General features: G+C 52.7%; 18 protein-coding genes. 10 read left to right on the top strand and 8 right to left on the bottom strand.

The window, feature by feature from the left end; all coding sequences use genetic code 11:
* Positions 1–19: 19 nt before the first annotated feature.
* The 3 genes from GW591_RS07750 to xylR all read left to right on the top strand — a co-directional run bounded on the left by GW591_RS07750 (position 20) and on the right by xylR (position 4,086).
* Positions 20–1,525, top strand: a complete 1,506-nt coding sequence (locus tag GW591_RS07750; protein ID WP_119262242.1) for a xylose ABC transporter ATP-binding protein — start codon at positions 20–22, stop codon at positions 1,523–1,525.
* A complete protein-coding gene (xylH, locus tag GW591_RS07745; protein ID WP_013575883.1) occupies positions 1,518–2,717 on the top strand; it encodes a xylose ABC transporter permease XylH in 1,200 nt (399 codons plus the stop codon). The genes GW591_RS07750 and xylH overlap by 8 nt, the downstream gene beginning before the upstream one ends.
* 181 nt (positions 2,718–2,898) lie before the next feature.
* Positions 2,899–4,086 (top strand): D-xylose utilization transcriptional activator XylR, encoded by a 1,188-nt coding sequence (gene xylR, locus GW591_RS07740; protein ID WP_013575882.1) that lies wholly within the window; start codon positions 2,899–2,901, stop codon positions 4,084–4,086.
* Between the two features lie 68 nt (positions 4,087–4,154).
* Here xylR and yicI read toward each other — a convergent pair whose 3' ends face one another.
* The 3 genes from yicI to GW591_RS07725 all read right to left on the bottom strand — a co-directional run bounded on the left by yicI (position 4,155) and on the right by GW591_RS07725 (position 9,166).
* Positions 4,155–6,479 carry an alpha-xylosidase gene (gene yicI, locus GW591_RS07735; protein ID WP_126124950.1) on the bottom strand — a complete coding sequence of 775 codons (2,325 nt, stop codon included), beginning with the start codon at positions 6,477–6,479 and terminating at the stop codon, positions 4,155–4,157.
* A gap of 30 nt (positions 6,480–6,509) precedes the next feature.
* Positions 6,510–7,877, bottom strand: a complete 1,368-nt coding sequence (locus GW591_RS07730) for a glycoside-pentoside-hexuronide family transporter (protein ID WP_013575880.1) — start codon at positions 7,875–7,877, stop codon at positions 6,510–6,512.
* A gap of 215 nt (positions 7,878–8,092) precedes the next feature.
* Complete coding sequence (locus tag GW591_RS07725) at positions 8,093–9,166, bottom strand: sugar ABC transporter substrate-binding protein (protein WP_166860446.1); 1,074 nt, start codon at positions 9,164–9,166, stop codon at positions 8,093–8,095.
* A 318-nt stretch (positions 9,167–9,484) separates the two neighbouring features.
* Between GW591_RS07725 and GW591_RS07720 the strand changes: the two genes are divergently transcribed.
* The gene (locus GW591_RS07720) at positions 9,485–10,636 is read left to right on the top strand and encodes a PQQ-dependent sugar dehydrogenase (RefSeq protein ID WP_166860443.1); all 1,152 of its coding nucleotides are present in this window, start codon (positions 9,485–9,487) and stop codon (positions 10,634–10,636) included.
* A gap of 66 nt (positions 10,637–10,702) precedes the next feature.
* Here GW591_RS07720 and GW591_RS07715 read toward each other — a convergent pair whose 3' ends face one another.
* Entirely contained in the window at positions 10,703–11,986 is a 1,284-nt protein-coding gene (locus GW591_RS07715; protein WP_037034447.1) for an MFS transporter, read from the bottom strand.
* Positions 11,983–13,404: a M20 family metallopeptidase gene (locus GW591_RS07710; RefSeq protein ID WP_166860440.1), complete on the bottom strand. Its 1,422-nt coding sequence runs from the start codon at positions 13,402–13,404 to the stop codon at positions 11,983–11,985. The genes GW591_RS07715 and GW591_RS07710 overlap by 4 nt, the downstream gene beginning before the upstream one ends.
* A 156-nt stretch (positions 13,405–13,560) precedes the next feature.
* Between GW591_RS07710 and GW591_RS07705 the strand changes: the two genes are divergently transcribed.
* Positions 13,561–14,484, top strand: a complete 924-nt coding sequence (locus tag GW591_RS07705) for a LysR family transcriptional regulator (protein ID WP_013575875.1) — start codon at positions 13,561–13,563, stop codon at positions 14,482–14,484.
* Between the two features lie 3 nt (positions 14,485–14,487).
* Here GW591_RS07705 and GW591_RS07700 read toward each other — a convergent pair whose 3' ends face one another.
* Both GW591_RS07700 and GW591_RS07695 read right to left on the bottom strand, forming a co-directional pair.
* On the bottom strand, positions 14,488–15,201 hold the full coding sequence (locus GW591_RS07700) for an HAD family hydrolase (RefSeq protein WP_112152301.1): 714 nt from the start codon (positions 15,199–15,201) through the stop codon (positions 14,488–14,490).
* Between the two features lie 92 nt (positions 15,202–15,293).
* Positions 15,294–15,635: a GlpM family protein gene (locus tag GW591_RS07695; protein WP_013575873.1), complete on the bottom strand. Its 342-nt coding sequence runs from the start codon at positions 15,633–15,635 to the stop codon at positions 15,294–15,296.
* 308 nt (positions 15,636–15,943) lie between these two features.
* Between GW591_RS07695 and GW591_RS07690 the strand changes: the two genes are divergently transcribed.
* Complete coding sequence (locus GW591_RS07690; RefSeq protein WP_013575872.1) at positions 15,944–17,155, top strand: serine hydrolase; 1,212 nt, start codon at positions 15,944–15,946, stop codon at positions 17,153–17,155.
* A gap of 71 nt (positions 17,156–17,226) precedes the next feature.
* Here the strand turns inward: GW591_RS07690 and ybjG are convergent, their stop codons facing one another.
* Positions 17,227–17,832 carry an undecaprenyl-diphosphate phosphatase gene (gene ybjG, locus GW591_RS07685; protein WP_166860438.1) on the bottom strand — a complete coding sequence of 202 codons (606 nt, stop codon included), beginning with the start codon at positions 17,830–17,832 and terminating at the stop codon, positions 17,227–17,229.
* 269 nt (positions 17,833–18,101) lie between these two features.
* On the opposite strand from ybjG, the gene GW591_RS07680 reads away from it, so the two are divergent.
* The 4 genes from GW591_RS07680 (at position 18,102) to GW591_RS07665 (ending at position 20,980) form a co-directional block, all read left to right on the top strand.
* On the top strand, positions 18,102–18,617 hold the full coding sequence (locus GW591_RS07680) for a GNAT family N-acetyltransferase (RefSeq protein ID WP_013575870.1): 516 nt from the start codon (positions 18,102–18,104) through the stop codon (positions 18,615–18,617).
* Positions 18,610–18,897, top strand: coding sequence for a hypothetical protein (locus GW591_RS07675; protein WP_121019244.1), 288 nt, complete (start codon positions 18,610–18,612; stop codon positions 18,895–18,897). Before GW591_RS07680 ends, GW591_RS07675 begins: the two co-directional genes overlap by 8 nt.
* Before the next feature lie 446 nt (positions 18,898–19,343).
* Entirely contained in the window at positions 19,344–20,453 is a 1,110-nt protein-coding gene (gene ompC / locus GW591_RS07670; RefSeq protein WP_015690049.1) for a porin OmpC, read from the top strand.
* A gap of 161 nt (positions 20,454–20,614) precedes the next feature.
* Positions 20,615–20,980: a bleomycin resistance protein gene (locus tag GW591_RS07665; RefSeq protein WP_013575867.1), complete on the top strand. Its 366-nt coding sequence runs from the start codon at positions 20,615–20,617 to the stop codon at positions 20,978–20,980.
* The last annotated feature ends 70 nt before the right edge of the window (positions 20,981–21,050 follow it).

Genomic DNA, 21,050 nt, shown 5'->3' with positions numbered 1-21,050 from the left:
AAAATTACCGTTGCTGGATATGCGCAATATCACCAAGCGGTTTGGTGCAGTAAAAGCCGTTGATAATATTAGTCTGACGTTATCTGCGGGTGAAGTGCTATCGCTGTGTGGCGAAAATGGATCGGGTAAATCCACGTTAATGAAAGTGTTGTGCGGTATTTATCCGCAAGGAACGTTTGAAGGTGAAATTTATTTTTCAGGAGAACGTCTTACTGCGAAAGGTATCCGTGATACCGAGCAAAAAGGGATCGCCATTATTCATCAGGAACTTGCGCTGGTTAAGCAACTGAGTGTGCTGGAAAACATGTTTCTGGGTAATGAATGGGGCAGTTATGGGCTGCTGGATACCGACAAAATGTATCTGCGTTGTCAGCGCATGCTGGCGCAGGTCAAACTCAATATTGATCCGCATACGCTGGTCGGGGAACTGGGGCTCGGGCAGCGGCAACTGGTTGAAATTGCCAAAGCGCTGAACAAGCAGGTCCGTTTGCTGGTGCTGGACGAACCGACGGCATCATTGACCGAAAGTGAAACCGCGATTTTGCTCGATATCATTCGTGACCTGCGCCATCACGACATCGCCTGTATTTATATTTCCCACAAACTCAATGAAGTCAAAGCCATATCTGACAAACTGTGCGTGATCCGCGATGGTCGTCATATCGCCACCTGCAATGCCGCCGGGACGTCGGAGAAAGAAATTATCGCCATGATGGTGGGGCGTGAACTGACTGAACTCTTTCCGCCGCGTGAACGCCAGATCGGTAAGGAAATATTAAGGGTGGAAAATCTTACTGCCTGGCATCCGGTTAACCGGCATATCAAACGGGTGGATAACGGCGGTTTTACGTTACGTGAGGGCGAGGTGCTGGGTGTCGCCGGACTGGTGGGTGCCGGAAGAACCGAAATGATGGAGTGTTTATTTGGTGTTTATCCGGGACGCTGGTCTGGCGATATCTGGCTGCAAGGCGAGAAAGTGCAGATCACCGATTGCCGCGATGCCATGCGGCGCGGGCTGGCGATGGTGCCTGAAGACCGTAAACGTGACGGCATCGTGCCGGTTATGGCCGTTGGCAGCAACATTACACTGGCGGCGTTAAGCCAGTTCAGCGCTGGCGGTGTTCTGCGCGAAGCCGAAGAACAGCACAGCATCAGTGAGTCAGTGAAACAACTCAAAATCAAAACCTCTTCTCCCGAACTGGCAATCGGGCGACTCAGCGGTGGCAATCAGCAAAAAGCCATTCTGGCACGGTGCCTGCTGCTAAAACCTAAAATCCTCATTCTTGATGAACCGACGCGCGGGATCGACGTCGGGGCAAAACATGAAATCTACAAACTGATCGGCCAGCTGGCGGCGCAGGGCATGGCAATTATCGTCATCTCATCAGAGTTACCCGAAGTGCTGGGACTCAGCGACCGCGTGGTAGTCATGCATCTCGGACAGGTCAAAGCCTGTCTGGATAACAATAATTTAAGTCAGGAACAGGTCATGGAAGCCGCATTGAGGAGTGAATCTTATGTCTAAATTTCCCCAACCAGGAACCCCGTCTGCGCCTGCAACTCAGGGTGGGGCCGACGCGTTATTTTCGATGCAGAAACTGAAGAGTATTAACCTGCAGGTGTTCGTCATGCTGGCGGCCATTGCGGTGATTATTGTCTTCTTTAGCGTCACCACTGACGGCGCGTATATCAGCGCACGTAACGTGTCCAACCTGCTGCGTCAGACCGCCATCACCGGCATTCTGGCTGTAGGCATGGTCTTTGTGATCATCTCAGCGGAGATCGACTTGTCCGTCGGTTCCATGATGGGGTTACTGGGTGGTGCGGCGGCGATTTTCGATGTCTGGCTCGGCTGGCCTTTGCCGCTCACCATTGTGGTGACCCTGGCATTAGGGCTGCTGTTGGGCGCATGGAATGGCTGGTGGGTAGCATATCGTAAAGTCCCGTCATTCATTGTCACACTGGCCGGAATGCTGGCGTTTCGCGGCATCCTGATTGGTATCACCAGCGGCACCACGGTATCACCGACGACACCTGCAATGTCGTTAATAGGTCAGAGTTATCTGCCGGATTCTTTCGGTTTTGGTATTGGTGCGATTGCGCTGGCCCTGTTTATTGGCTGGCAGTGGCGCAGGCGCAAACAGCGGGCGGTGCTGGGTTTGCCGCTGACCGCAGCAAAAAGTGATGTGACCCGCCAGGCACTCACTGCGGTTATCGCGCTGGGCGCTATTTACCTGCTCAATGATTATCGCGGTGTGCCAACGCCGGTGTTGATTCTGGTGGCGCTGATGTTGGGTGGCATGTTTATGGCCTCCCGCACCGCATTTGGCCGTCGTATTTACGCTATTGGCGGCAACATTGAAGCGGCGCGGTTATCCGGTGTTAATGTCGAGCGCAGCAAGCTGGCGGTGTTTGCGATAAACGGTCTGATGGTAGCGATTGCCGGTCTGATCCTCAGTTCGCGGTTGGGGGCAGGTTCGCCTTCGGCGGGGAATATCGCGGAACTGGATGCCATTGCAGCCTGCGTTATTGGCGGAACGAGCCTGGCGGGTGGCGTCGGCAGCGTGGCCGGTGCGGTTATGGGGGCTTTCATTATGGCTTCGCTGGATAACGGCATGAGCATGCTGGATGTACCAACGTTCTGGCAGTACATCGTTAAAGGCGGAATTTTACTGCTGGCGGTCTGGATGGATTCGGCGACCAAACGACGTGCATAAAGTCAGCAGAGATGGCAGTGATGACGGGCGGTCACTTAGGAAAGTCTGAGCAACCTCACAAATTCACTAAGCTAAATCTACGTAAGCCATGGTGTTGTGCTATTGACCAACCCAATCAGCCTCATTCATGGGTACAAATGAATGAGGCTTTAGTCTATGAGAAAACCGGTGAGAGACAGGCATGTTTGAAAAACGTTATCGGATCACGTTGTTATTTAACGCCAACAAAGTCTATGACCGTCAGGTCGTCGAAGGCGTGGGTGAATACCTTCAGGCCTCACAAAGCGACTGGGATATCTTCATTGAGGAGGATTTCCGCTGTCGCATAGACAACATTAAAGACTGGCTTGGTGATGGTGTGATCGCCGATTTTGATGACCGTGAAATTGAAACGTTGCTTGAAGGCCTCAATGTGCCGATTGTCGGGGTGGGCGGGTCTTATCATCAGGAAGAAGATTATCCGCCGGTGCATTATATCGCTACCGACAACTACGCACTGGTTGAAGCGGCCTTTATGCACCTGAAAGAGAAGGGGATTAACCGCTTCGCGTTTTACGGTTTGCCTGATGCAGGGGGAAAGCGCTGGGCGCAGGAACGCGAGCACGCGTTCAGAAAACTGGTGTCTGCTGAACAGTATCAGGGTGTGGTCTATCAGGGGATGGAGACCGCACCGGAAAACTGGCAACACGCTCAGAACCGGCTGGCGGACTGGATCCAGACACTGCCGCAGCAAACTGGCATTATTGCGGTTACCGACGCCCGCGCACGTCATCTGTTGCAGGTGTGCGAGCATCTGAATATTCCTGTACCAGAAAAGCTTAGCGTCATTGGTATCGATAATGAGGAACTGACGCGCTACCTGTCGCGTGTTGCCTTGTCATCCGTGGTACAGGGCACGCGCCAGATGGGCTATCGCGCCGCGAAACTTCTGCATCAGTTGCTGGATCAGCGTGATTTACCGTTACAGCGTATTCTGGTACCGCCGGTAAAAGTGGTAGAACGCCGCTCAACGGATTTCCGATCACTGCGTGATCCGGCCGTCATTCAGGCGATGCATTACATCCGTTACCATGCCTGCAAAGGGATTAAGGTTGAACAGGTTCTCGATGCCATCGGCATGTCGCGTTCTAATCTTGAGAAACGGTTTAAGGATGAAACCGGACAGACGATTCACGGCGTGATCCACGAAGAAAAACTCGACCGCGCCCGCAACCTGCTGGCTGCTACCTCGATTTCCATCAATGAGATCTCGCAGATGTGCGGATATCCGTCGCTGCAATATTTCTATTCGGTATTCAAAAAAGGCTATGAAATGACCCCTAAAGAGTACCGCAGCATTCATGGCGATAGCGTGTATCAGGATGTCTGAAAGCCGCATAAAAAAATGCCCCGTTCAGTGACGAACGGGGCATGAATACATTGATACCAGAGAATAAATTACAGTGTTATCACCACCGGACCTGCACCGGCAGCCGGGGTCAGCAATATCCCCAGCGCCTCTTCTTTCTGCGCAGCACCGCTCACTTCCCTGACCGATTTCTGATTGCGCAGGCACAGTGTCCAGCCTGATGCCTGGCCTTCCCGGATTACTGTAATTACGCCATCCCGCCGTTCGGCTTTCAGGGTGAAGACGGTTCTCCCGCTCAGATCGGTGATCACGCTTTCTGCCACCGCGCCGTCTTCCAGCTCGAACAGATGGAATTCAGGCTGCTGGCTGTAATCATAATCCGGCTTCTGATTATTACTGCCAAGCGCCAGCAAGGTATTCGGACGAACATATAACGGCAGGCTGTCGAAGCCATGCTGCTGACGATGCCAGCGCGAACCTTCGGCCACGTCGTTGCTCAGAAGGTGCGTCCAGCGGCCTTCTGGCAGATAGAAATTGACATCGCCTTCTTCGCTGAAAACGGGGGCGACCAGCAGATCATCACCAAGCATATATTGACGGTCAAGATAATCGCATGCCGGATCGTCAGGGAACTCCAGCATCATGGCGCGCATCACCGGTGTTCCGTGGCTGGCAGCCTGGGCTGAAGCGGGGTAGAGATACGGCATCAGGCGGCATTTTAGCTGCGTGAACTGGCGCACCACATCGCAGGCTTCATCGTCATACACCCACGGCACCCGATAGGATTTGCTGCCATGCAGGCGGCTGTGGCTTGAGAGCAGGCCGAATGCGCACCAGCGTTTGTAGATGTGCGCCGGTGCAGTATTTTCGAAACCGCCAATGTCGTGGCTCCAGAAACCAAAGCCGGATAATCCGATGGATAACCCGCCACGCAGGCTTTCAGCCATCGACTCGTAAGTGGCGTAGCAGTCACCGCCCCAGTGAACCGGGAATTGCTGCGCCCCCACCGAGGCGGAACGGGCGAACAGCACGGCTTCGTCTGCGCCGAGTTTATCCTGCAACGTTTCGTATACCAGTTTGTTGTACACAAACGCGTAATGATTATGCATTTTTTGCGGGTCACTGCCGTCGTGCCAGACGACGTCGGTTGGGATACGTTCGCCGAAGTCGGTTTTGAAGCAATCGACGCCCATATCCACCAGACGTTTCAGATGGCCCGCGTACCATTCAGCGGCCTGCGGATGAGTGAAATCCACGATGCCCATACCAGCCTGCCATTTATCCCACTGCCAGACACGGCCGTCAGGGCGTTTGAGCAGATAACCTTTTTCTTTACCTTCACGGAAAAGCGGTGATTTCTGGCCGATGTACGGGTTGATCCACACACAAATTTTCAGGCCGCGCGCTTTCAGGCGCTGCAACATACCCTGAGGATCAGGGAAAGTTTGCGGATCCCATTCAAAATCACACCACTGGAAAGCCTTCATCCAAAAGCAGTCAAAGTGGAAAACATGCAGTGGCAATTCACGTTCCGCCATGCCGTCAATAAAGCTGTTGACGGTCGCTTCATCATAGTTGGTGGTAAACGAGGTGGTCAGCCACAGGCCAAACGACCAGGCGGGTGGCAGTGCAGGGCGGCCGGTCAGACGGGTATAACGGTCGAGCACTTTTTTCGGCGTCGGGCCATCGATAACGAAATACTCGAGATATTCGCCTTCCACGCTGAACTGCACTTTGGAGACTTTTTCTGAGCCGACTTCAAAAGACACACATTCCGGATGATTCACCAGCACGCCGTAGCCGCGGTTCGTCAGGTAGAACGGAATGTTTTTGTAAGACTGCTCAGTGCTGGTGCCGCCATCGCGGTTCCAGGTCTCGACAGTCTGGCCATTTTTGACCAGCGCGGTGAAACGCTCACCCAGACCATAAACCGTTTCGCCAACGCCCAGATCCAGGCGTTCCATCATGTAGGTTTTATGCGAGTTCGCGTCCTGAACATAGCCGTTAGATTTCGCGACACTGCCGGTGATCCGTCGGCCATGGCGCAGGAAGTCCAGCGTCCAGTTATTACCTTTGGTGACGCGAACACTCAGATCACCGCTGTGCAGCGCGGCGAATTCATCGTTGTCTTCAAAGCGCAGTTCGGGGGTGTCGGTTTGCATTAACGGATAATGCGGGCCTTTATCCATTTCGCCATCAAAATGAGTAATACGTACACCCATCACGCCGGTCTGCGGCGAGAAGAAACGCAGCGTAAACAGTGGCGAGTCCAGTTGGCTGGCGCGTTCCGAGGCATCTTTCGGCGCAGCATAAATCACCATCTCATTACCGGAGCGTTGTACTTCAAACACCTGAAGCGGGTGCGTGAGTGACAATCCTTCCTGGATCAACCAGTTACCATCACTGATCTTCATAATGTCTCTTCCTTTTAAACTTCATCCAATTTATTTCATAAATTCTTGCTGATTGCGGCGGATGCCTTGTGCGACTTCATCAAGAATGCGGCGTAGCAGCGGGGTACGAAGAATGTAATAGCGTTTACAGATGATGGCGCTCAACAGGTAGCAAACTGCCGGAACCAGAGTGAACAGCGCGATAATGCTGGTCATGGTGGCTGCATTTTGGGTGGCGGCACCGGACTGATAACCAGCACCGGCCAGCATCCAGCCGATCATCGCGCCGGCCAGAGCCAGACCGAGCTTCAGAACAAACAGGGTACCGGCGAAGCTGATACCGGTCAGGCGTTTGCCATCGTTCCATTCACCGTAATCTACGGTGTCGGACATCATTACCCACTGAATTGGCGTGACCAACTGATGCAGAACGCCGATAACGAAGATGAAGATAAACATCAGCACGCTGCCGTTCACCGGCAGGAAGAACATGCCGAGGCTCAGAACCGCCAGAATGGCGTTGGTCCACCAGAAAACACTGACCTTACATTTCCAGTCGGTCAGCGGTTTTGCCAGCGCACTGCCTAACAGGTTACCGACGGAATAGACGCCAAGGAACCAGGCGAACAGCACCGGATTGCCGAGAATGTACGTCACGTAATACATCATGGCGCCGCCGCGAACCGCGACCGCAATGATGTTGAGGATGGTCAGCAGGCCGACAATACGCCACTGGTCGTTGTGCCAGATATCACGCAAATCTTCGCGCATGGTGCCGGTCGGTTTGCCCGGATCGATACGTTCTTTGGTGGTGGCAAAACAAATCGCCAGCATCACGGCCGCAACAATCGCCAGCACCGCAATCCCGCCCTGATAACCGAGCGCCTGATTTTCTCCGCCGATCAGTTTAACCAGCGGCATCATCAGCACGGTACTTAACATGCCGCCAGCAGTGGCCAGCACGAAGCGATAGGATTGCAGTGAAATACGTTGCGTCGGGTTAGAGGTAATCACACCGCCAAGGGCGCAGTAAGGAATGTTGACCACGGTATACATCAGCGTCAGCAGGGTATAAGTGATAGCGGCGTAAATCATTTTGCCGGTCATGCTCAGCTCTGGCGTGGTGTAAGTGAATACGCAGACGATGCCGAAAGGAATGGCGCCAAACAGCACATAAGGGCGGAATTTCCCCCAGCGCGTTCGGGTGCGGTCTGCCAGTAATCCCATGCAGGGGTCTGAGATCGCGTCCAGTGCGCGGGCCAGCAGGAACATCGTACCGACATAACCCGCAGGAATGCCGAAAATATCGGTATAGAAAAACATCATGTAGAGCATGACGTTATCGAAAATGATATGACTGGCGGCGTCGCCTAATCCGTATCCAATCTTTTCCTTGACCGAAAGGATTTCTGTACTCATTGCTTCAATGTCCATATGAAAAGGGTGAGTACGTTTTTAACGGTTGGCGGGGGCCTGAGGCTATTGAGATTTTTGTTTCTGAAATTATGTTTCTTTATTTCTGTGATCGCACAGCGCAAACGGAGGAAAGTTGAGCGGGAAAAGTGTGGAGGAAGAGCCTGATACGGGGCGGATACATGCGGAAAAAACCTCCCGTTTCCGGGAGGCTCCGATGTTTATTTTTTATATTTTGCTTCCAGCGTCGCAAACCACGGTGTGGTGAAATCTTCAGATTTACCCCAGCCAGGAATGATTTTGCTCAGACCGGTCACGTTGATGCCGTCCGGTTGGCTGAGAAGCAGAGATTGCGGAATGGTCTGTGCCGGGAATTCATAGGTTGCAGGAGTTTTCTCACCGGCAATTTTAAGCGCCACAATTCGCAGGTTAACCGCGCCAATCAGCTGTGTATCCACTGCAGCGGTCATCTGCCACGGGCTGCCTTTTTCGCGCATCAGTTGTAGATCCTGATTCGATACATCAATGCTGTAGAGTTTGATCTCGGTACGGCCATTTTCTTTCAGTGCTTTATACGCGCCCTGACTGAAGGCGTCCCATGCGCCCCAGATGGCATCAATCTGACCTTTCGGGTACTTCGCGAGGATTGCACCGACTTTGTTCGCTGTATCGCCCTGCACGTCAGAAGACACTGCGCCGATAGATTCCAGCTGATGAATGCCCGGATTCTCTTTCAAAATAGCTTCGTAGGTTTTCTGGCGGCGTTCCATTGGCGGGAAACCGGCTACCCACAGTTTGACGATATTAGCCTTACCGTTGAAGTCTTTCACCAGCTGGCCGACAGACGCTTTCGCCAGTGAGGCATCGTCCTGACGGGTGACGGTCACGCCTGGAATGTTTTCCGGCACTTCGGTATCAAATGCGGAAACCGCAATACCTGCTGCCGCAATGCGTTTTGCCAGCGCTTCGGAATACGGGCCGCGTCCCTGGGACAGGATAATGCCGTCGTATTTCTGGCTGATGGCCTGATTCACGAAATCCTGAAATTTGGCGTCATCGCCATTACTCAGAAAGGTATCCACTTTAAAGCCAAGTGCGCGGCCTTGTTTAATGGCACCGGCCAGGAACTGCGTGGTGTTATCGTCGGAGCCAAGATTACGGATAACTGCGATGCGCACGGGACCGTTGTGCTGGGCGATAGCCGCCGGAACGGGCGCAGGTGTTTCACCGGCAGCGAAGGCCGGTACAGTGGAAAACAGGCTTAATGCCAGCAGGGATGCGGATATTTTTTTCATTATTGAACAGCTCCGTCGGACGCGATGTTTTTTCTGGTGTTTTTTTTGGTAAATCCGGGAAGGCAATGCGGCTTTCCAGATTGAGGATGTACAGAAGTCTGTCTGTCTGGACGTCTATTCTGTCGGAGCAGTTTACCGGTATGTTACGAAAGAAGGAATGCTTTGTTGTTATTATATTTAACAGTGTTGTTATTCCTGTGGGTTATAGCGGATGCGCAGCCTCTGAGCAAAATCAGGCACATGGCCTAAACTGAATTTTTGTCTGCGATTTTTACATTGATTGTTCATTCCTCTAATACAGCCTCCGGGAGAAGCCTTATGCCATTTTCTTTCCGCGACACCTTATTGCCTGCTTTTGCGCTGGTGATGTTAACCACCAACGTCTCTGCTGCGCCGAAATCCCCCGTCCCGCCGCCACTTGTCAGCGCGCAGGTCACTGAACTGGCAAAAGGGCTGGATCACCCGTGGTCACTGGCTTTTTTGCCTGATAATCAAGGGGCGCTGATTACCGAACGCAGCGGGCAACTGCGACTTTGGAAGCAGGACGTTGGATTATCCGCACCGCTGAAAGGTGTACCGGCCGTGTGGGTCGCCGGGCAGGCCGGTTTGTGGGATATCCGTTTGTCGCCAGATTTTGCCAGTAACCGCCGGGTGTATCTCACCTTTGCGCAGCCGGGTGAAAAAGGTGAACCGCATGCTGCGCTGGGCTATGGCACGTTGACGGCGGACAATAAAACCCTGGCGAATTTTAAGGTCATTTTCGTACAGCAACCGGCGTTGCAAAGCGGCATTAATCTCGGCGGGCGCATCGCCTTCGATCAGAAGGGAAATATTTTCCTGACGACCGGTGACAATAATCAGCGCATCAACGCCCAGCATCTGAATCAGTTGCAGGGCAAGATTTTGCGTCTGACACCGGAAGGCGGCGTGCCGCAGGATAATCCGTTTGTTCAGGACAAAAGTGCGAAGCCGGAAATCTGGACTTTCGGCAACCGTAATCCGCAGGGACTGGCAGTTAATCCGTGGAGCGGGGTGTTGTGGGAAACCGAACACGGTCCGCGTGGCGGCGATGAAGTGAATCTGCTGAAAGCGGGTAAAAACTACGGCTGGCCGCTGGCAACCTTCGGGATTAACTATTCCGGGCAGCCGATCCCCGAAGCCAAAGGCACCACATTAGCGGGGGCGGAAGATCCGATTTATTACTGGGAAGTTTCACCGGCATTAAGCGGTATGGCGTTCTATAACGTGCAAAAATTCCCGCAATGGAAAAACTCGCTGTTTATCGGTGCGCTGGCAGGAGAATCGCTGATCCGCCTGACGCTCGACGGCGAAAAAGTCACGCATGAAGAGCGTTTACTCAGTGACCGTAAGGAACGGATCCGCGAAGTGCAGGTGGGTGCAGACGGATTTGTGTATGTGCTGACCGACGATCGCGATGGCAAGTTGCTGAAGGTGGCACCGCAGGGTTAAGTCCTGAAGGGTTAACTCAATAAAAAGGCGGGCTATTTCAGCCCGCCTCAGTTTCAGTCAGCGCAATCAGCGTTGCGTTCTTTGCGCCTTGAACAGGGCCCAGACGCTGAGCAACCCGACCATCATCAGGTAGTAGCCCGGTGCCAGACTGCTGCCGGTGGCGGAAATCAGCAATGTACAGATGAATGGCGCGAAGCCACCAAACACGGTTACGGCGACGTTGTAGCTGATCGCCATCCCGCTGGCGCGGGTGGTGATCGGGAACAGGTCAGCCATCATCGACGGCACGGTGGAGAAATACACCGATTTCAGTAGTGCCAGCCAGCTTATCAGCAACAGCAAGGACATCGCTGATGTGTGTTGCAGCATCAGCCAGAACGCCGGATACACGGTCAGCAACAGCAGAATAAGCGATCCCCACATCAGCGGCAGACGGCCAATTTTCTCCGCCCACAGGCCCATAACGGGCGTTACTACCGTCAGGATAATCCCGGCTGCCAGTGTGGCGCTGAACCCCGCCGAAGCAGGCAGATGCAGTGTTTTGGTGGCATATGTCGGTACGTAGTTCAGCATATAGTTGATGGCAGTAGACACCACCATCAGGCCAATCGCGGTAAAGAACAGGCCTTTTTGCGCACGCACGATTTCTTTCAGTGGAGACGCGGTTTTCTCGGCCTTGCTGAAACTTTCCGATTCCCGGATATGACGGCGGATGTATAAACCGACCGGCCCGATCAGCAGCCCGAAGATAAACGGAATACGCCATCCCCAGTCCTGCAGTTGTGTTTCACTCAGCACTGCCGATAAGCCCAGCCCGAATGCCGATGCCAGCAGCGTACTCGCACCCTGTGTCGCGAACTGCCAACTGGCGATAAACGCTTTGCGTTCCGGGAAGTGCTCGACCAGAAAGGCCGTCGAACTGCCGAATTCACCGCCTGCCGAGAAGCCCTGAATCAGACGAGCTGCCAGGATTAACAACGGAGCCGCCATGCCGATGGTTCCGTAAGACGGCGTGATAACGATAATCAGGCCGCCGATCATCATCAGGCTGATGGACAGCAACAGTGAGGCTTTGCGTCCGTGTTTGTCGGCATACGCACCCAGCACAACCGCGCCGAGCGGGCGGATCAGGAATGACACGCCGAAACTGCCAAACGTCAGTAACAGGGAAACGGTCGGATCGGATGTCGGAAAATAGGCGTGAGCAATGTAGCTGGCGAAAAAACCGTAAATCGCGATATCAAACCATTCCAGCGCGTTACCGATACAGGTCGCAAAGAGGGTTTTCATCAGGCTTGGCTTTTCTGTCGCGTTGCCGGTTGTATGGGATGACGCCGTTAACTGGCTCATTTGGCACCTCCGGCGTGATCAATATGCTGAGCGAGCAGGGCGGTACCATGCTCGCCGAAATCCCATAACAGACGGGTCATGATCGCCAGCCCCTCGCGGGCGACGGAAATCAACATGTGCTCGTTGACGCCATGCTGACCGCAGGCCGGATACGAATGCGGAACCCACAACGTCGGCAGGCCGAGAATATCGGCAAAAACGTCGTTGGGCAGTGAACCGCCGAGGTTCGGTAGCAGCGCCGGTTTTTTGCCGGTAGTTTGCTGCATGATGCTCAGCGCCCAGCCGACCAGCGGGTCGGTCGGGTCGAAACGGGTGGCCGGTGAACCGCGCATAAATTCCACTTCAACCTGTGGGAAACCCTGTGCATCAAGATGGTCACGCACGTGTTTCGCCAGGTTTTGCCAGTCAGTGCCGACCACAAACCGTAGCTGACACACTGCCGTGGCGTTGCCGGGAATCGCGTTCATCGGGCGCTGCGGATTACCGGTCAGGAATGACAGCACTTCCAGCGTATTCCAGGCATACAAACGCTCGGCTGGCGTCAGACCGGCTTCTCCCCAGTCCGGGTCGATCTGCGGATCACTTTCGCCGCCACCGACGTCAACATCACGGAGAATTTCTCGCACTGCCTCACTGACTGCAGGCGGTTTAAGCGCTTCCACCTGCAGCTGCCCCTGCTGACTGACCAGCGAGGCCAGCGCATTGGCCAGCTGAATGCCGGGATTGGTCAGCAGACCGCCCCAGTTGCCGGAGTGATAGGCGTTGTCGCGGGCATTGATGGTCAGACGGAAATTGACCGCACCCCGCGAGCCGAGGAACAGCGTCGGGCGCACAGCACTCAGGCGCGGGCCGTCGGAGGCCAGGAAAATGTCGGCGCTGAGTTGGTCGTGATAATCGCGGCACAGTTCGGCCAGCCCCGGCGAGCTGATTTCTTCACCCATTTCGAACAACAGTTTGCAGTTAAAGCCGAGACGGCCACCACGTGCTTTGAAGATTTGTTCCAGCGCCGCAATATTAACGCTGTGCTGGCCTTTGTTGTCGGCGCTGCCGCGTCCGTACCAGCGGTCACCTTCTTCTTTCAGCGTCCATGGCGACAAATCACTGCGCCAGTTTTCATCGTCGCCGAACACCACGTCGCCGTGGCCATAGCTCAGTATGGTGGGCAATTCGCTGTCTTCAATGCGCGTAGCAATCAGGAAAGGACGGTTGGCGGCATGAGGATTTTCCACGCTGAGCAGGCTGAAACCCATCGCCGAAAGTGCCGGTTTAATCTCTTCATCGAGATAACGTGCCAGTTCAGCGTCTCGCTGATTGCTCTGGCTTTCGGTGGCAATAGCCACCCTGCGTGCCAGTGTTCTTTTGTATTCACCCTGATCGAACCAGGCTAATGCCTGTTCAACGATATTTTCCGCTGTCATGAATAACCTGCTTTTTAATGTTTTGAGGATTTATTGTTGGTTTTTTTAGCAGTTTCACTCTACGCGCGGCGCAAGCGTTGCCACAATAATAATAATTGCAACTTAGCGTTGCTTTTATTGTAATGCTTGTCTGCACAGTTATGAGGCAATACGGCCATGCAAAGTACGGAAATTCGCTACTTCCTGGTAGTGGCAAACACCGGTTCGCTGAGTGCGGCGAGTAAGCAATTATTTGTCGCAGTGTCTGCCATCAGTCGCCAGATCCAGCGCCTCGAAGAACGTATCGGTGCGCCGCTTTTTGAGCGTCATGCCCGCGGCATGGTGCTGAATGATGCCGGACAAATTCTGGAAAACCATGTGCGCAAAAGCATGATGGACATGGAACACGCCATGGCAGAAATCCAGGGGCTGAACGCGGTACGCCGCACGGTGATCCGCATGGCCTGCACCGACGGGCTGGCGTTTGATTTGCTGCCGCAGCTGTTTTCACAGTTCCGGCTGAACAATCCGGGTGTGATGTTTTATCTCAACGTCGGCACGGCGGTTGAAGTGTCGGAGATGATCCACAACGGCGAAGTGGAACTGGCGTTGCAGTTCAGTCTGGCGGCGGAGCGCGGTGTGGATATTCTGGCGTCTTTTCCCGCGCCGGTGCGCATGGTGATGCGTCCGGATCATCCGCTGGCGGAATCTGAGGTGCTGCTGACGGATTTGCACCCGTACCCGCTGGCGATGAACGAGCAGGGCAGCACCATCCGCCAGTTGTTTGATTTGTCCTGCCGGATGAGCGGCATTTTTCTTGAGCCTGCGGTGAGTTGTAACCGTTTCTCGACGTTGTACGATTTTATGGTGCAGACACCGGGCGCGATTGCGGCATGCAGCCATTTTTCCATTATGTACAAAGCGCGCCGCGACAATTTGCGGGTGAAACCGGTGAATATTGAACAACTGAGTCAGCGTACGTTGCAGTTGCAGTCACCGGCAGGCAAGCGGCGTCCGGCGGCACTGAGTCAGTTCATCGATTTTATTCGTGATGAACTGACGCGTGAAAACGAGAATTTTATTCGTGATTTCCGGCTGTAGCCGTCAGCATGCGTCTTGTTGCCGATGCGCGTAGCGTGACCAGTGCAGGTTGTGCCAGCCTTTTGCAGCAGCGAGCTTTTGCAGGGGCTCGCTGGCATTAATGACCGTAGCGACATCGGCAAACTCCAGCAAAGGCTGATCATAAAGCGTATGGCTGTAGGCGAAAATTTGCTGATAGAACGTCGGCTCGCGATTCTCCAGCCACAGTTTTAAGCGCTCAAGACGCCCCTCATGAAAGGTCAGTTTACCTTCGACCCTACCGCTGAAACGCTGGTTAACGATACCGGCTTGCAGCCCGAGTCCGGCATTCGCACCCAGACGTCGGGCGACCGGCATGACCAGATGGTCGCCCGATGCGGAGATAATCAGGATTTCATCCCCGCGCATACGGTGCCAGTCGAGCCGTTCACGCGCCTGCGGATAAACCCGTGGCATGATATCCCGATGGATAAACCGCTGAACCCAGTTCGCCACGGTGGCACAGTTCAGGCCGCTCATGGGCTGTAACGTCTGAGAAAGATAGCGGCGGTAACGCTCGGTGGTTTGCGGGCAAATAACACCGCTGGCCGGAGTATTGTGCTGATGAACGGCATTCAGCCGGTAATGACTGAGTTCATCGCGGGGGACGTAGCCCTGCGAAACCAGCCAGTGCAACCACAGATTGTGACTGTCATCGCAAATCAGCGTGTGGTCGAGTTCAAATATTGCGAGATCCATGGGGCGGATTCCCTCATCTGAAAGCCTTCATTCAGCGTAGCGCAATTTCAAATATTGAGTGTTTTGTGAACAACATTGTCACGCGATCTTCATCAGGCGTGAAAGCGAGTCCACAGGCTTATCAGCAACCATGCTGCCAGTGACCAGCAGACCACGGCGCCAAACAGGGCGTAGGGGAGTTTCATCGAGCCGATGAAGAAATACAGAGAAATCAGATACACCATGTAAGGGATAACGGCCCACAGTCCGAAAATAATGGTGGTGCGCAGGGCTTCAATGCTGCGTTCGGTGCCGACGATATAATGGGCAATCAGTGCAAAAGTGGGGAACAGCGGAACCAGTCCGGCAATGTAATAATTGCGGGTTTTAGACAACACGCCGATCAGAATCACAACCAGTGCGCCAATCAGCGCTTTTACCACCAGACCTGTCATTGATGCCCCTGCGCCTGTTCACTCGCATTGATTTCTGGAGTGAATAAGCCCTTTATTGTTATAGGTATTTTGTATGTGATTTACAGACAAACTGCCCCAGCCGGATGGAATGGTCAAGTGCTTACTGCTGTTTTTATCATCAGTTGAATCTGCGCAAGCAGCGGAAAACTCTACTATTCTTAAGATCTTTACACTATTTAGGTTTATTCCCGACCCGGAAAGCAGTAGGTTTTACCTCTGACAGAGTTGCACAATCTGATTGAAAGATAAGATAAATTTCAGTTACCCGGACAAAAGCGCTGATACCTATGACAATTTCTTCCCAATTCAAACGGACTTTCATTTACGCGCTGGGCGGTGGAGTATTGCTGCTGGCGCTGCCTGCCGCTCAGGCGGATAACGCCCCGGTCGCGCCGCAGATTAACGCGAAATCCTGGGTACTTATGGATTACAACAGCGGGAAGATCCTGACGGAATCTAATCCCGATGCGCGTCTTGACCCTGCCAGCCTGAGTAAAATCATGGTCAGCTATGTGGTAGGGCAGGCGATCAAATCCGGCAAAATCAAATCAGATGATCTGGTTTCCGTCGGTAATGACGCCTGGGCAACCGGCAATCCGGTGCTGCGCGGCTCCTCCCTGATGTTCCTCAAACCGGGCGACCGCGTGCCGGTTTCTGAGCTTAACAAAGGTATTGTGATCCAGTCAGGTAACGACGCCAGTATTGCGCTGGCGGATTTTGTGGCGGGCAGCCAGGATTCATTCGTCAATCTGATGAATCGCTATGCCGAACAGCTGAAACTGCAAAACACCCATTTCAAAACCGTTCACGGGCTGGATGCGGACGGGCAATATACCTCAGCTACTGACATGGCCCTGTTGTCGCAGGCGCTGATCCGCGATACGCCGGATGAATATGCGCTGCACAAAGAAAAAGAATTCACCTTCAATCACATCAAGCAGATTAACCGCAACCGCCTGTTGTGGAGCTCTAACCTGAACGTTGACGGCATCAAAACCGGTTACACGTCGGGCGCGGGCTACAATCTGGTTTCTTCCGCCAGCGATTCCACCGGCATGCGTTTAATCGCTGTGGTGATGGGTGCGCCAAGCGACAGGATCCGTTTTAATGAAAGCGAAAGCCTGTTGACCTGGGGTTTCCGTTTCTATGAAACGCTCACGCCAATCAAGGCGGGTGATGCCTTTACCAGCCAGCGCGTCTGGTTTGGTGAGGAGAAAATGGTGCCACTCGGCGTGGCTGAAAATGCCTCGCTGACCATGCCTAAGGGCCAGCTGAAGAATCTCAAGGCCAGTTTCAATCTGACCAGTCCGCAGCTTGAAGCTCCGCTGGCGAAAAATCAGGTAGTGGGTACAGTAGATTTCAGTCTGGACGGCAAGGTCATCGAACAGCGTCCTCTGGTGGCGTTGCAGGAAGTGAAAGAAACCGGTTTTATTGGCCGTATCTGGGACTTCGTGATGATGAAGATCAGTGGATTGTGGGGCAGTATTTTCGGCAAATGATAATCTGCTGACATAAAAAACGAGGCTCAGGTGGCCTCGTTTTTTTATGCTTTGAATAACGGAGCAGGGGATCAGTGCTGAACCCAACCTTTCTTGATCGGGAAAGCAAAACCGAAACGGTAAACCTTGCACATCAGGGCATTAATCGGTTCGCCGAACAAGTTCCACACCAGTTGCGCGAACAGGCACCCCAGCATACCTACCAGGAAGCCGCCCAGCATATCCAGCGGCCAGTGCACGCCAAGGTAAACGCGTGACCAGGCGATCGACAAGGCGGTTACCATCAGTAAAGCGCCTGACCAGATACGGTGCCAGAACAGGAAGGCCAGCGCGAAGGTGAAACTGACTGTACCGTGATCACTCGGGAAGGAATCATCCGGTGAATGATGCAGGAAGTTATAACCAAAACCTTCCACAAAAGGACGGGCATGAGGGAACAACATGGAAAACGTTTTAGCCGTCGTCATCGCAAAAAGAAGCGCAATGGCTGTCTTACTGATCATTTCGCGTTGCTTATCGATACGCTCCTGATGGCCCCACAGCCACAGGCCGATAATCAGCAGCGGGACAATCATAATCAGGTCATTAGCCAGAAAAGTGGCCAACTGAATCAGCGCTTTCGGCGAATCCGGTGTGGCGTTAATCCATAGAAAAATCAAATAATTTAGTTGCTCCATAATACTACCCTCATTTATACAGGCCAAAATAGCCATCAAAAGAATCCGGTAACTTGCTGACAGGACGAAAAAATTTCAGATACGTTAATTTGTGCTGCCCTGCAGGTAAAGGGGTCTCGTCTGAATATCCGCATTCATTGAATAACGGTATAGTTTCACGATGAAATAGAGTGTAAAGAGAAGAACTTAAGGAAGCCTTAAGCGGATGGTCATACCGCCTGAGCGGGGGACAGACAAAGTCTGAATACGGTAACGAGGAGAGTGTCAGAATGGAGATTCGTGAGGCTGACATCGGCGATTTAAGCCTGTTGCAGCGCCTGGGGCGGGAGACCTATCGCCATTATTTTGGTAGTTTATGGCAAAGCGGGGACGAACTGAATGCTTTCCTGGAGGAGGATTTTGGTGATGAGGCGCTAGCCCTGAGCCTGGAAAGTCCGGATTGCTGCTGGCTGGTTGCGCAGGATAACGGTGAGGCGGTCGGTTTCGCCAGACTGAATTTTAATACGCCGCTGGACGTTGCAGAAGGTCAGGGGGCGAAGTTATGCAAACTGTACTTCACCCCGCTGAACCGTTCGCGTGGTCTGGGATCTGAAGTTTTTGCCTTCGCCGAACGTGTGGCAAGAGCGCGTAACCAGCCCGTTCTCTGGCTTGATGTGTTGCAAAGTAATTTGCCAGCCATCGGATTTTATCAGCGTCAGGGGATGCATCTGGCGGCTGAGACGACATATGTCACCGCCACCCAAACCACCCGGTTGTGGATCATGAAAAAGGATATCAATGATTAAATTACGCCTCGGCGGTCTGTTTATCACACTGGAAGCAGGGGAGGATATTCCTTATGCGCCGGAATTTTGTGAACATTATACCTACCTTCTCCACCCGGTTGACGGTGGCTATGAGATTTTGCGCTACGATGCTTATTCCGGCTGGCATAGACGTCCTGACCAGCTATTTGAAGATGGCCATCAGGCATTTGTATTTGCCTATCAGGCGTACGAAAATGAATGGAATCAGACCGACGGGCGTTTAGGCGGTAAAGGCCAGCGCCTCGAACGGATTATGTAATAACCTGTTCTTGCGAATAGTCATCTACAGCCCCTATTTTAGGGGCTTTTTGTTGTCCTTAATGCAACCTTATTTTTAGAAAAATACAAAACATGACAGAGAACAGGCTCAATTCTGTGAATTATGTTTTCATGCCATAATATCGCGATGAAATTATTATAGGATTTAAATATCACTGTGAGAATGATATGAAATCACTCCTGGTCAAATAATTCCATAACTGTATGTTTTTAATTGCATTGTTATTGTACTGCGGGCTGTTTTAAACCTAAACAAACACCAAACGAAAGGTATTTCAAAATTTTTCTGGTTGCAACGAAACTTACCCTCGTTTATTTTTACGCCCATCTGTCCGGCCCGAAGGAGAAATATAACTTCATGGTGGCGGATAATAAAATCGCCGGACGGAAATTTAAACAGTTTATAAATAATCAAGGATATTGATGATGAAATTACGCGCGCTTTCTCTGGTAATTCCCGCACTGATGATGGCCGGCACTGCTGGCGCTGCCGAAATTTATAATAAAGACGGTAATAAACTCGATCTGTTCGGTAAAGTCGACGGCCTGCATTATTTCTCCAACGATGACAGCGCTGACGGTGACCAGTCATATATGCGTTTAGGTTTCCGTGGTGAGACTCAAATCAATAATGAACTGACCGGTTACGGTGAGTGGGAATATCAGGCTTCCCTGAATACTGCAGAAAGTGAAGATGCAAACAATTTCACCCGCGTAGGTTTTGCCGGTCTGAAATTCGGTCAGTGGGGCTCACTGGATTACGGTCGTAACTACGGCGTGATGTATGACGTGGCAGCATGGACGGATGTTTTGCCTGAGTTCGGTGGCGATACCTACGGCGCGGACAACTTCATGTTCCAGCGTGCGAACGGTGTACTGACATACCGTAACAAAGATTTCTTCGGCGTGGTCGATGGACTGGATGTGGCGGTGCAGTATCAGGGCAAAAATGGCAGTGCGACTGAATCTAACAATGGCCGCGATGTCCTGGCGCAGAATGGTGACGGCTACGGCATGTCCCTGACATATGATCTGGGCGAAGGTTTCAGCGCAGCAGCAGCGATGATGGCGTCTGACCGTACCAGCGAACAAAATGGCCGTAACAATCCGGCAATCATTGGTAACGGTGATAAGGCAACGGCTTACAGCGGCGGCCTGAAATACGACGCAAACAATATCTATCTGGCAGCGATGTACACCCAGAGCTACAACGCCAACCGTTTCGGTAAAGCGGGCAGCACGGCTTACGGTTACGCGGATAAAGCACAAAACTTTGAAGCCGTTGCACAGTACCAGTTCGATTTTGGTCTGCGTCCTTCGATTGCGTATGTGCAATCCCATGCCCGAAATGTTCCGGGTTACAGCAACCAGAACCTGACTAAATATGTTGATGTAGGCGCGTCATACTTCTTCAACAAAAACATGCTCACCTACGTTGATTATAAAATCAATCTGATGGATGACACCCGCCTGACCCGCGACGCCGGCATCAATACCGATGACATTGTAGCCGTCGGTCTGGTTTATCAGTTCTGATAAGCCGGCGCGCCCCTGTTAGTTTCAGGAACCGCGAGCCATGTGTCTGATTCCCCTGCCAGTTGGCAGGGGATGACTCACTGATTTTTCCTTCTTTCCTCATCCTTCCCACTCAGGCATCATGGCGTAACATTCAATGCATTACTGCTGATGAGGCCAGGATGACCGACTACGCCACCCCTAATCTTCCTTCCCGTAATTTCGAAGAAACCCAGTGCTTTTATGGCAGCTTTGGATTCATTACCACTTACGTTGATGACGGCTGGCTGATCATGACCCGCGGAACTCTTACGCTGGAATTCTTCCTGCACACGGATCTCGACCCGCTCACCAGCTGGTTCAGCTGCTGCCTGCGCGTCGATGACGCCGATGCACTTTTTGATGCGTTTATGGCGGCAGGAATCGGGCAGGATAAAAAATCCCATCCGTGCATTCATCTGCCAAAAATGCAGCCATTCGGGCTGAGAATGGGCGCAATGATCGATATCGACGGCACGCTGGTGCGGGTGATTGAGAATGAGAAATAAGCGCTGAAACACGTTCAGATGCTCTTCAACTCACGTTAAATTTTCGCTATGTTATTGAAGTGAATATGAT

It is taken from the genome of Rahnella aceris, from assembly GCF_011684115.1.
Classification (GTDB): domain Bacteria; phylum Pseudomonadota; class Gammaproteobacteria; order Enterobacterales; family Enterobacteriaceae; genus Rahnella; species Rahnella aceris.
Note: the sequence above shows the minus strand (reverse complement) of the source record. Positions and strands in the feature narration are given on the sequence as shown.